The 12934-nt window shown below is 43.9% G+C and carries 10 protein-coding genes; 8 read left to right on the forward strand and 2 right to left on the reverse strand.

What is annotated here, in order from left to right:
* Positions 1–15: 15 nt before the first annotated feature.
* Positions 16–1620 carry a carboxyl transferase domain-containing protein gene (locus tag IG80_RS0109375; RefSeq protein WP_032113786.1) on the reverse strand — a complete coding sequence of 535 codons (1605 nt, stop codon included), beginning with the start codon at positions 1618–1620 and terminating at the stop codon, positions 16–18.
* A 487-nt stretch (positions 1621–2107) separates the two neighbouring features.
* Here IG80_RS0109375 and IG80_RS0109380 point away from each other — a divergent pair, with 487 nt between their 5' ends.
* The 8 genes from IG80_RS0109380 to rocD all read left to right on the forward strand — a co-directional run bounded on the left by IG80_RS0109380 (position 2108) and on the right by rocD (position 11604).
* Complete coding sequence (locus tag IG80_RS0109380; protein WP_198027342.1) at positions 2108–2950, forward strand: hypothetical protein; 843 nt, start codon at positions 2108–2110, stop codon at positions 2948–2950.
* Between the two features lie 391 nt (positions 2951–3341).
* Positions 3342–3650 carry a hypothetical protein gene (locus IG80_RS0109385; protein WP_032113788.1) on the forward strand — a complete coding sequence of 103 codons (309 nt, stop codon included), beginning with the start codon at positions 3342–3344 and terminating at the stop codon, positions 3648–3650.
* A gap of 3 nt (positions 3651–3653) precedes the next feature.
* Entirely contained in the window at positions 3654–5186 is a 1533-nt protein-coding gene (locus IG80_RS0109390) for an acyl-CoA carboxylase subunit beta (RefSeq protein WP_052046305.1), read from the forward strand.
* Positions 5187–5201: 15 nt separating this feature from the next.
* Positions 5202–5537, forward strand: a complete 336-nt coding sequence (locus tag IG80_RS0109395) for a 2TM domain-containing protein (protein ID WP_032113789.1) — start codon at positions 5202–5204, stop codon at positions 5535–5537.
* Positions 5538–5668: 131 nt separating this feature from the next.
* Entirely contained in the window at positions 5669–7705 is a 2037-nt protein-coding gene (locus IG80_RS0109400) for an acetyl/propionyl/methylcrotonyl-CoA carboxylase subunit alpha (protein ID WP_032113790.1), read from the forward strand.
* A 378-nt stretch (positions 7706–8083) separates the two neighbouring features.
* Positions 8084–9319 (forward strand): MFS transporter, encoded by a 1236-nt coding sequence (locus tag IG80_RS0109405; protein ID WP_052046306.1) that lies wholly within the window; start codon positions 8084–8086, stop codon positions 9317–9319.
* 118 nt (positions 9320–9437) lie between these two features.
* Complete coding sequence (locus IG80_RS13425) at positions 9438–10421, forward strand: arginase (protein WP_052046307.1); 984 nt, start codon at positions 9438–9440, stop codon at positions 10419–10421.
* Complete coding sequence (rocD, locus tag IG80_RS0109415) at positions 10360–11604, forward strand: ornithine--oxo-acid transaminase (RefSeq protein ID WP_032113791.1); 1245 nt, start codon at positions 10360–10362, stop codon at positions 11602–11604. Before IG80_RS13425 ends, rocD begins: the two co-directional genes overlap by 62 nt.
* Positions 11605–11676: 72 nt before the next feature.
* Here rocD and IG80_RS0109420 read toward each other — a convergent pair whose 3' ends face one another.
* A complete protein-coding gene (locus IG80_RS0109420) occupies positions 11677–12792 on the reverse strand; it encodes an acyltransferase family protein (RefSeq protein WP_052046309.1) in 1116 nt (371 codons plus the stop codon).
* Between the last annotated feature and the right edge of the window lie 142 nt (positions 12793–12934).

Raw genomic sequence — 12934 nt, forward strand, 5'->3', positions numbered from 1 at the left:
TCTCTACCCTTACCATTACATGCGGAACACGCCAAACTTCATTTCAGGCGGTGCCACCCCTAAAGAAGCTGCGATACTTAAGCCTAAAACCCGCCTTGTATCGCGCGGATCTATCACACCATCATCCCATAATCTAGCAGACGCATAATAGGGATGCCCTTGAGAGTCATACTGATCCCGAATGCCGGATTTAAACTGATGCATTTCATTCTCGGGCCAAAGCTGCCCTTTTTGCCGGCATCCCTCTTGACGAATAAGACTAAGAACGGTTGCGGCTTGCTCTCCACCCATCACAGAAATGCGTGAGTTTGGCCAGGTCCACATAAACCGTGGGCTGTAAGCTCGGCCGCACATGGCATAATTACCAGCCCCAAAGCTTCCCCCAATCACTACTGTAAACTTTGGCACATTGGCACAAGCCACCGCATGGACTAATTTCGCGCCGTCCCGGGCGATGCCGCCGGCTTCATATTTACGCCCAACCATAAAGCCACTAATATTTTGCAAGAAAACTAAGGGAATTTTTCGCTGACAACATAGCTCTATAAAGTGAGCCCCTTTAAGGGCGCTTTCGGAAAATAAAATGCCATTGTTGGCAATAATGCCCACCTGGTAGCCAAAAATCTTGGCAAAGCCGCACACTAATGTGGGGCCATAAAGCGGCTTAAATTCATCAAGCCTGCTGCCATCAACAAGGCGGATAATCACTTCCCGCACATCATAGGGTTGGCGTAAATCTTCAGGAATTACCCCCAGCAATTCTTCTGCCCCATAGAGGGGTTCCGCCACCTCTTCTTGAGAAAGCCATGGTGTGATCTTAGGCAGAGTCTCAACAATTTGACGGGCCAGATAGATCGCATGATGATCGTCTTTCGCTAGGTGATCCACCACCCCTGAGGTTCTAGCATGCAGATCACCCCCCCCTAATTCTTCAGCAGTAACTTCTTCCCCCGTTGCAGCTTTAACAAGAGGGGGGCCCCCTAAAAAGATTGTCCCATTGCCTTTCACAATAATCGCCTGATCCGACATCGCCGGAACATAAGCACCCCCAGCGGTACATGACCCCATCACCATGGCTATTTGGGGGATGGAAGCTGCTGACATTAACGATTGATTATAAAAGATGCGCCCGAAATGATCGCGATCGGGAAAGACCTCGTCCTGATGCGGCAGATGCGCGCCACCAGAATCAACGAGGTAAAGACAGGGTAATCGATTCTCCAGCGCAATTTCCTGAGCCCGAAGATGCTTTTTCACCGTCATCGGAAAATAAGTACCGCCCTTAACAGTCGCATCGTTAGCCACAACCATACATTCACGTCCATGAATGCGACCAATGCCGGTGACAATGCCAGCAGCGGGAATTGCCTCACCATATAAAGCATCTGCGGCAAGGGCTCCTATTTCTAAAAAAGGGCTACCTTGATCGATCAAAGCATTAATCCGATCACGAGCGAGCAACTTGCCACGCGCTATATGCTTTTGCCGTGCCTTTTCGCCACCACCTTGGTGAATGTGCTGCAACTTTGTCTTCAAGTCTGTCACTAATCCTTCCATGACACGCCGGTTTTGCTGATACGTTTCAGATTTGACAGAGATTTGCGACTTTAGTTCAGACATACTCATTTCCTGAATCAATAGGGTATAGCGCAAAATTTAGAATATTTTTTGGGACTGAATCAAGTGTATTACGCGAATTGGTGCATTTTATAGTAATTTTATTTAAAAATCTGTCGGGTCCAAAATAGAGTAATTTTAAGAGAAGAAGAACGTAAGCAGGAGCTGTCTCCTTTTTATGCCCGTTCCTACTGATTAATTATCCGTTTATAAAAGAGATCGACTTTTATCAAGCATTTGTGATTTATTGCCCCTTGTAAGTCATAATTAAAAAAATTACTTAGGTGACTCATTCAAAACAAATAGTGTGATTTGATCTTCAATAATCATGCTACTTTAAATTCTCCCATTGCACTCTTGAAATTGATGTGACGGTTGCTTACATCAATTAGGTTACTCCAAGACTTAATAGTTTATTCTCACTGGAATTGCGCCTTTTGTCTTGGCACCCAATACAACTTAAAAATATTTTGGATATTCCAATATGAAAATGACATTGCTTAAAACAAGTCTACTTAGTGCCCTTTCTTGTATTGCTTTAATAGGTTGCGAAACCATATCTTATCATACCTACTCCTCCACCCCCGCTAGTCGCCCAATAACGAGCTATAATAGCACCGATTATACGACCGAGATAGATCGTAACCTAAGTGATCTTGAAGTGACTTATGCGCGTCAACTTGAAGACATTTTGAGACAGCAACGTGAAACAGAATTAAGATATCAGTCCGCGAACCAGAAACGCCGTTTGCGTCAGTTAAAATTCCAGCAAGAAAAATTGCAACGTGACCATGATGGTGAAAGGCGACGGTTAGAAGATGAGTTGCGCCGCCAACGTGACAAAACCCACCGGGAGACCAATGAGCAGCGCCGCCTTATGGAAGAAAAGAATCGTGACTTTGCCCGCAAACAAAACGAAATGAAGCGTCAACAAGATGAACAGAAGCGGACTTTTGACAAACAACAAGCAGCCTTTAAACGTCAACAAGAAGAACAACACTTAAATGACATGAAACGTCAGCAAGATGAGCAAAAGCGCGCTTTTGACAAACACAAAGCTGAGTTGGCTCGCCAAGAAGAGCAACGGCGGGCTGACCATGAGCGCAAACAAAAAGAAAAACAACAACGGTTACATCAAGAACGTCAACGTGAACAACAGCAGAAAGAATCACGTAGAAAGCAAGCAGAAAATATGAATGAAATAAGACGTCAACAAGAAGAACGCCTTGCGGAGTTCAATCGTAAAAAAGACCTCGAGGAGGCAAAGAGAAATGCTGACTCAAAGTCTGCTTTACATGATGAATTACTCAGTAAAGTCAAACGCGTTGATTAGGTTAGGTAGCTATACTACGTTATTACTGCGTAGTAATCTTCTTGTTTTAGAAACGGGGAGATTATAATACCTTCTATTGAAGGCTGGTAATAACGATCAATGACCATCCACCTCGCAGTTCTTATAGAGTCCCTTTTTAAGACTTACACTTAATGCGGATCTGTAAAGAAGGCCCCAGCTAATCCTGGGGCCCTTTTTATGGCTCGGTTGGAAGTTGATGAGGAAGTTAGAGTGGCACTTGGAAAGTGCTAAATTTTTGCATCAAAGTCGACATATGCTTAGATCTTGTGGTTATTTTAGGAAAGACAGAAAAAACTTAAAATTTTACTCTTTATTTTATTAAATATTTGAGTATCCTTAAAATATAAGAAAACAAGATTAGTGATCCAGAATGACCATTATTAAAGTAGGACTCTTTCTCCTCTCACTTACCACCGCAATAGTGACGCCTTCATCTGCTGACACTCCGCTAGCTGACCTCGACCCATTGCTAGAAGCACTTTCTAAACCGGCGCCAGCCCCTGACACAGCACAAAATTTTGAGAAGTTCCTTGCTAAAGCAGCAGATATTGCTATTGCCACAATTCAAAAATCAAACCCCTCTATTTCTTCAGAAAAAATTGCAGAATTACGTCGCAATATTCACGATGCGGTAGAAACCATGGGCGATGATCTTTACCTCCCCCTTGATGTTGACTAAGCAATGATAGAAGCTTATCGACTTTATCAGGAATGGGTGGCCAAAACACTGCATGGTGGTGGGCCTGAGCGGATTAAGGCGCAACATGAGCGAGGCAAACTAACTGCCCGGGAACGCCTAGAAATTTTGTTTGATCCTGATACCTTTGAGGAATGGGATCGATTTGTCGAACATCGCTGTTATGATTTTGGGTTAGATAAGCAAAGACCCTTAGGCGATGGCGTTCTCACCGGCTACGGTAAAGTAAATGGGCGGCCCTTGTTTGCCTTTTCCCAAGACTTTACAGTTTTTGGAGGCAGCCTCAGTGAAACCCATGCCGCAAAAATCTGTAAGATCATTGATAAAGCCATGGAAACAGGTATTCCTGTGGTGGGCTTATGTGACTCCGGTGGCGCCCGCATTCAAGAAGGAGTTGCTTCCCTTGGCGGCTATGCAGAAGTTTTTAAGCGCAATACTATTGCCTCTGGCGTGATCCCCCAAATCTCAATTATCATGGGACCTTGCGCTGGTGGGGCTGTTTACTCCCCAGCTATGACTGATTTTGTAGCCATGGTAGAAGCCACCTCCTACATGTTTGTCACCGGCCCTGATGTCGTTAAAACCGTCACCAGCGAAGTTGTCTCTAGCGAGAAACTGGGCGGAGCTAAGGTCCATAATTCTGTCTCTGGTGTCGCCCATCTATCCTATGCCAGCGATTATGAAGCCCTTCATGAAATCAGACGTCTTCTCAGCTTTTTACCCAACTCAAATCGGGAAAATCCCCCCCTTTTTCAAACCGGTGATCCGATTATACGCGATGATTCAAGTCTGAATCGCCTTATCCCAGAAAACCCCAATCACCCCTATGACATGAAAGAGGTGATCCTCACGATTGTTGACAATCGCGACTTCTTTGAAATCCATCCCTTTTGGGCTGAAAATATCATCATTGGTTTTGGTCGGATTAGTGGACAAACAGTGGGAATCGTGGGTAATCAACCAATGATTCTAGCAGGATGTCTTGACATTAACTCTTCTAGAAAAGCGGCGCGTTTTATTCGGTTTTGTGATTGCTTTAACATTCCTATCATTACCTTTGTAGATGTACCTGGATTTTTGCCAGGTGTGGATCAAGAAATGAACGGCATTATTACTCACGGATCCAAATTGCTCTTTGCCTATGCAGAAGCTACCGTTCCCAAAATTACGATTATCACTCGCAAAGCCTATGGGGGGGCCTATGATGTGATGAGCTCCAAGCATATTCGAGCCGACGTTAATTATGCGTGGCCTGGGGCTGAAATTGCCGTAATGGGATCGAAGGGGGCTGTTGAAATTATTTTTAGATCCGAAAAAGAGGACCCAGCAAAAATTGCTGCTTTAACGGAAAATTACCGTGAAAAGTTTGCCAATCCTTATGTAGCTGCCCGATATGGCTATGTGGATGATGTGATTATGCCCCATCAAACTCGACAAAAAATTGCTAAGTCCTTAGAAATGTTAAAAAATAAATCTATTGTCAATCCGTGGAAGAAGCATGACAATATTCCCTTGTAAGTAGGAGTACACAAAATGTTACCAGAAAATGAAACTCAGATCCGCGAGCGTATCAAAGCCCTTAAAGAATTTTACACCAATTTGGTAGTCTACGGCGCTATTTGTCTTGCCTGTATTGTTATTTGGCTTTCAACAGGTGGTGGTTTCTGGCCAATTTGGGTGATTTTTGGCCTTGGGATTTCCGCTGGCCTCCAAGGACTACGGTTAGGGATTTTCCCCATGCTGTCCGATGTGCTTCCTTTTTTAAAACCAGAATGGGAAGATCAACAAGTTCAATCTCTGCTGGATGAAACAGATCCCCACAGACCAACAAAGCAGCACCTTCAATCAAAACTGAACGACAAAGAATAGCGTCGCATTTTTTAAATATGACCACTGGATCCTAAAACGAGTTTGGACTGAGAGAGATACTTGTCATCGGCGAACTGTTTCAGGATCTTGCTCTATTCATGATACCAGCAAGGCAAGAAACGGAGTCGAGAGTGATACGAAAGATACTAATCGCCAATCGCGGTGAAATTGCCTGCAGAATTATTCGCACTGCTCGACGTCTCAATATCAAAACCGTGGCTATTTATTCTGAGATTGATAAAAGCGCCTTGCATGTGACGATGGCGGATGAGGCTTATTGCGTCGGACCAGCGGCGGCTAAAGAAAGTTATTTAAATATTTCTAATATCATCGACATTCTTAAAAAGTCAAAAGCGGACGCTGTTCATCCTGGTTATGGATTTTTATCAGAAAATGCTGAATTTGCGGAAGCTGTTACTGCTATAGGGGTTATTTTTATTGGGCCCTCTTTTGCTATTATTCGTGATATGGGAGACAAGTTACGCGCCAAAGAACTGGCTCGTGCAGCAGGTATTTCCCTTATCCCGGGCTCACTTCAGCCCGTTACAACCCTTCAAGCAGTTGAGGATTTCGCCAAATCCCACGCCTTCCCCCTCCTTCTTAAAGCCGCAGCCGGCGGGGGTGGCAAAGGAATGCGTGTTGTCCGGACTCACGCCGATATTTCAGAAGCGCTTGACAGAACCCAAAGCGAGGCGCTCTCCAGCTTTGGCGATGCGCGCGTTTTTATTGAAAAATATATTGAACATCCCCGCCATGTTGAGGTTCAGATTTTGGGTGATATACACGGCACACTTTTACATTTAGGGATACGGGATTGTTCGTTACAGCGCCGCCACCAAAAGGTGGTTGAGGAAACCCCTGCTCCTCATTTAGCACCTGACCTTCATGACAAGATCATTGCTGAGGCCTTAAAAATCGCTCATCACATCGGCTACGTCTCCGCCGGCACGGTGGAGTTTGTGGTTGCTCCGGATCACCAATTTTATTTTCTGGAAGTGAATACCCGCCTTCAGGTCGAGCACCCTGTCACCGAATCGATTTACGGCCTAGATTTGGTGGAATTGATGATTCGAGTAGCACAAGGCGAAAAGCTTGCTCTCTTCCAAGAAAATTTGAAAGCCAATGGTCATGCGATTGAAGTGCGTCTTTATGCTGAAGATGCCGACAATGATTTTTTGCCCAGTTCCGGCCGCCTCGTCCAATATCACCACCCACAACCGGCTATTAGTTTTGGGACCTCTCCTGAAGATAAAGAGGATGGTGAGATAGGTGGAGCTGAAAAGCAAGCCAACTTCCCCTTGCGGATTGATTCTGGAGTACGAGAAGGTGATAGTATTAGCATCTACTATGACCCGATGATTGCCAAAGTGATTGTTCATGCCACAGACCGCGAGAGCGCTCTGAATTTAATGCAGGACTCTCTTAGCCAATTTATTGTGGAAGGAATTGATTGTAACATTAACTATCTACAGCGCTTGCTTGCCGATCCTGATGTGGCAGCTACCCGTCTGAGCACGAACTTAATTGAGGAGAAAGCAGAAGAATTATCCCTCGAAAGCAACTCTTTTTTTAGGCTGCCTCAATCTCAACAAGAACAAATTGCCAGCATTGCTCTTACCCTCAAACTGGCGATGGAGCCCTCCCTTCAAAGCGAAAAACATTGGATCTGTACGACGTCGAATGCAGAACTGAAAGTCTCTTACTTAGGTGCAGGGCGGGTCAGTATTAATGAAAAATCCTTTGAAACTGAGATTAAATGGTTGCATCAACGCACTCTTTTTGAATGTCGCCTCAACAATCAAAGGGTCATCGGCAAAGTTCACGCAAAAGGTGGGAAATTTCTTCTCACCGTTCAGGGGCGTCAATTTCATGTTTTTATTGAACGGGAACATATTTGGAATTTACTCAAAAATCTCCCCCAACCTCATAATAATGAGAATGTGGATCTTATTCGCTCTCCCATGCCGGGTATTTTACTTTCACTCCACGTGGCAGTCGGTGATAAAGTTAAACGCGGCCAGCCCATTGCCGTTATTGAAGCGATGAAGATGGAAAATACCTTAAAAGCCCCCATTGAAGGAACCATTGCTGAAATAACGGCAGTGCCTGGTATGAATCTTCTTAAATCGCAACTCATTGCTCGATTTGAAGTATCACCCATAATCTAAAGACTGGTTTTAGCCTATAGCCAATCTAGTATAGATTGGCTATATCGCCATTTATGGAATAGATTTCTATTAGCTCAGAGGTAATTTCCTTAATTTTTACTGATGGCAACAACGCTGGGTAAAATAAGAGCGCAACAGCATACGTTCTGGGAAAATTTCTGAATGGAGGATCTAACCACCCCCCTAATATTCATTTTTATCAGGATCCCACTGAACAGTAATTGAAGTTATTATAAAAGTATTGTTTACTGTCCGCCGTCAACCATGTAAAATAGAAATAATTGGCTTGAGATAGGCACGAAATAGTTGAATTCCGTCTATGGCAACCTTATTTATGGACAGAAAGCTGCTTTTGTTTCTGTTATCCTGGAGTAATGAATGGCAAATCCCCCCCTACAACACCAAGAAAATACGCTGCCAGACACAAAAATCAAGTCTGGTCTTTGGGGGATTTCATGGATGAGCTTTTTTTGGAGCGCTTCGTCCCTGATGGTTGTTGCGCTGCTGCCTACTTTTTTAACCGAAGAACTTGGGGCTTCCCATACAAAAATGGGGATTATTGAAGGCGTCGCGATTTTCATCGCCTTCTTATCTAAGGTTTTTTCCGGTGTTTTAAGCGATATTTTCCGTACCCGCAAACCCCTCATTGCTGTTGGCTCTCTCTTTACAATTTTGGTGAAGTTAATTTTTGCCACTGCCTCTAGTATCGGCTGGATTTTTGTAGCTCGCTCCCTTGACCGCCTCAGCAAAGGGATCAGATCCTCCCCAACCGATGCTCTTATCGCCGATTTATCTTCCAAAGTTGAACGCGGTAAAAGCTATGGGTTACGCCAATCACTTTACACCATGGGTGCGGTAGTTGGTTCTTTTACCGCCATTGTATTGATGTACGTGAGCGACCATAACTATCGCCTGGTTTTCTTACTCTCTGCAATTCCAGCAACCATTGCCCTTGCCATTCTCTTCAAAGTGGTCAAACAACCAACCATTCAAAATGAACTAAAACCAAAAAATACCACTTGGCAATTTTCTGACATTCAATTTCTGCCACCCAAATTTTGGAAATTCCTCTTTATTTCATTTATTTTGATGTTAGCCCGTTTTAGTGAAGCATTTATCACCTTACGCGCCAAGTCAGTCGGCTGGACAATAACCTTACTCCCGATCCTCCTTATCGCGATGGAACTAGTGCATGCAGCCGTGGCCTACCCTATGGGAAAGCTCTCCGATCGCTATTCTAAAAAAAGCTTATTACTGAATGGTATTATCACTTTGATGATCACCAATATGGTGTTCCTCCAATTTAATTCCATCCTTGGCGTACTGGCCGGCGCACTACTTGCCGGGCTTCACATGGGGATGACACAAGGGTTGCTGTCAACACTTGTTGCCGAATCTACTCCAGCTGAGCTGCGAGGTACCGCCTTTGCTCTGTACTATCTTTCCAGCGGAACAGCAGTCCTCATTGGCAATACACTTGCGGGCCATTTATCGGATAGCATAGGTACAAGGGGGCCTTTTTATGGCGGATTAATTTTTACGAGTATTGCCACTGCATGCCTCTATTTCATGCTTCGCTCTCATCCTAAAAAAACTGTTGAACAAGAAGCTTAATATTTTTCACAAGTAATTTAGAATTTTTAACGGAATTTTAGTAAAATCCACTTGAAATAAATTGAATTATCTTGTTCAATCAATAATAGACTTCATTTAATAAATAAAATAGGCAGACATGACACGCGATATTGTGTTTGTGGGCACAGGCTCCGGTTGGGGCGCGACAAATATGGGAACAGGAAAAGGTCCACAGATTCTACTCAACAACGCTGAACCATATTCAAATTCTCCACAGCCTTTTTCCTCACTTTCTCCCCATCCCATAGTTTTAGAAAATTTTCATAATTTTGACGATCTAACGCCCTATTTTCCATTCGATACTGACGGTAAAATTACCCGCCAAAAAAATTTGTTAAAGGCACTTGGTCATCATTTCGAAGCTATTTTTGGAGTGTTGCAACGAGGCCTTGTCCCATTTAGCATCGGTGGTGATCATTCCCTCGCTATTGCTACTTGGGCAGCAGTTAAGCAACATTACAGCGATTTCGGCCTTATTTGGATTGACGCCCATCTAGATGCTCATACTCCTGAAACAACGCCATCGCACGCCGCTCATGGTATGCCAGCGGCATCTCTCCTTGGCTATGCTGCACCTGAGTTTAAAGAGTTAATGGGCGAAGAACGTATCATCCTGCCTGAAAATCTCGTTTATATAGGGGCAAGAAGCTTTGAAGAAGAAGAGCACGCGCTTTTGAAGGAGCTTGGCGTCAAAATCTATTGTATGGATGAGGTTAAGGCCCGTGGGTTCTCTAGCGTTTTTAATGAAGCCAAAGCGCATGTGACTAGAAACACACCGTCTTACGGCATCTCATTGGATATCGATGCCTTTGACCCCTTAGAAGTCCCCGGCACTGGCGCAAAAGTTGCCGAAGGGCTCATCGAAACTGATGTCATTCCAAGCCTCCTTGGGTTAATAGATGACCCACATTTAATCTGCTTTGAAATGATGGAGTTTAATCCTGACCTCGATGAAGAAAATCGAACTTTAGCCTTTCTCTGGCGCGTAACAAAAATTTTATTAGGAGAGACCAATGGTGATGAATCAATCCAAGACCGCCCCTTTTTCAGCGCTAACAGCAGCAGAGGTGGTTGGGCTTGAACATCGTTGGAGTGCTCGCAACTACAGTCCGCTTCCGGTTGTTTTGAATCGGGGGGAAGGCGTCTGGCTATGGGATGTTGACGGCAAGAAGTATATGGACATGATGTCAGCCTATTCCGCTGTTAGCTTTGGCCACTGCAACCCCCGCATTTTGGCAACCCTTGTGGATCAGGCAAGCAAACTTGCTTTATGCTCGCGCGCCTATCATAATGATGTCTTATCCCATTTTTTAGAAAAGCTTTGTAAAATTACCGGGCTAGATCTTGCTATCCCGATGAATACCGGTGCCGAAGCTGTTGAAACAGCGATTAAGGCTGTCAGACGCTGGGGCTATATGATCAAGAAGATCCCTGAAAATCAGGCAGAAATTATCGTTTGCTCCCATAATTTTCATGGCCGAACAGTGGGCATTATTAGCTTTTCTTCAGAACCTGACTATAAAAAAGGTTTTGGCCCCTTTTTACCGGGCTTTAAACATGTTCCCTTTGGCGATGCGAAAGCCCTTGAACAGGCAATCACCCCGCATACTTGCGCTGTCATTACTGAACCGATTCAAGGTGAAGCTGGAATTGTCGTCCCACCTAAAGGATGGCTGAAAGATGTGGAAAAAATTTGCCACAAAAACAATGTCCTTCTCGTTGTTGATGAAATTCAAAGCGGCCTTGGACGAACAGGAAAAATTCTAGCTTGCGAACATGAAAATGTTAAACCAGATGGTGTCCTCCTTGGCAAAGCGCTTGGGGGTGGTTGCTTCCCTGTCTCCGCTCTCGTGGGATCTGAGGAGTTAATGAGTGTCTTCACACCCGGCAGTCACGGTTCAACCTTTGCAGGCAATCCTCTTGGGTCGGCTATCGGACTTAGGTCTCTTGAACTATTGGAAGAAGAGCGCCTTTGTGAACGCAGCATAGAGCTTGGCAATTATTTAATGAAGCAATTGCAGCAAATTGAGAGCCCTATCGTGAAAAAGATTCGCGGCATGGGATTATGGATTGGAATGGAGATTCACCATGATAAAGCCAGCGCTCGCTGGGTTTGCGAAGAAATGGCAAAGCTTGGTGTGCTCTCCAAAGAAACCCACGAAACGGTAGTACGCTTTGCGCCCCCCCTTATTGTCACTAAAGATGAGCTTGATTGGTCCTTACAGCGAATTCGCCAAGTATTAGAGATGAGAACACTGAAATGAGGAGAGCCAGAGAGGCACAAGATGCCTCTCTTTGCCTCTCAAGATAAATGAGGCACACTTAAGGGATACTCCCTATCGCCAGACAATATATTTCCCACATTTAATGAAGGGCATTTCAACACTACGATGAATCATCCAGGCACAACAAAGGGATAGCATTGTTGTAAGAGTGAGAGCCATTCCTATAGACGCCCCCTGATCAAGAAAAATCCTGAGCAACACATAACCAGCCACAGCATGACAAACATAAAGGGGATAGCTGATGTTGGCAAAAAAATCAAAAAATCTATTGCTCTCAAAAAAATGAGAGAATTTTGAGCCCATAATAAAAGTTACAATAGCTGCTCCATAACTGGGCCATCTGGTAAAAAAGGCAATGGAAAGATTGGTATACCAAAGAGAGAGAAATAATAAAAATAGGCCAGTTACCATGAAAAAAGTCACATGTTGTGAGATCTCTTGACGATACCCATAATTAAGAGCAACCCCTATAAAAATATAGATAATAAATTGGGCGTTGAAACAAAAAACGCAAGAAAGCCGCGCTAAAGAAAAATGGATGGTTGTCAATTCAGTATGCCACTGATTCACAACAAGAGCAATTCCTCCTAAAACAATTGGTATTATAAAAACTTTTAAACTCGATTTGGCAAACAGGCTTAAAAAGACAGCACATATCACATAGAATTTAATCTCAACTTCTAAGGTCCAAATGATCCCATCGATTGATTTGCCGCCCACAAGATCTCGTATCCCCGGAATATAATGGATCATAATATCAGTAAGAGCATAAGGAAATTCTCGATTATAATAATGGCTTGCCAGCCAAAGTGCGGCTAAAGTGAGGGTAAACCCTATTGCATAAACGGGTAAAATACGAAAAATCCTATTCACTAAAAACTCAAGACGTTGTTGCCGTTGCAAAGCAAAAGGCATAACAAAACCGCTGATTAAAAAGAAAATAGCAACACCATAGGCTCCCCAATTAAACATTTCTTGAGCATGGAGCCACTTTATAAAAGAGGGTGTTTGCCATATATTGGGTAAAATAGGCGTATGAGTTAAGTTAGAGGCCACCTCCCTTTTTAACCAAAAGACGCCGTAGTAGTGCGAAACTAAGACAGCCATTGCTGCCCATCCCCGCAAAACATGGGCAAACTCAATGCGACTGCTTGGTTGTTGGGACATATTATATCCTCCGGTTATAGTTTCGAACTTAGCTCACTATACTTAAGCTCTATGAGCTTTTTTGTATTAAACTATGGATTTTGTTCCAAGCTATAGCAATATTTTTCTTACCATTCCCCATCTAACTTACAGTGGTTTTATG

It is taken from the genome of Candidatus Paracaedibacter symbiosus (assembly GCF_000757605.1).
GTDB classification, from domain to species: domain Bacteria; phylum Pseudomonadota; class Alphaproteobacteria; order Paracaedibacterales; family Paracaedibacteraceae; genus Paracaedibacter_A; species Paracaedibacter_A symbiosus.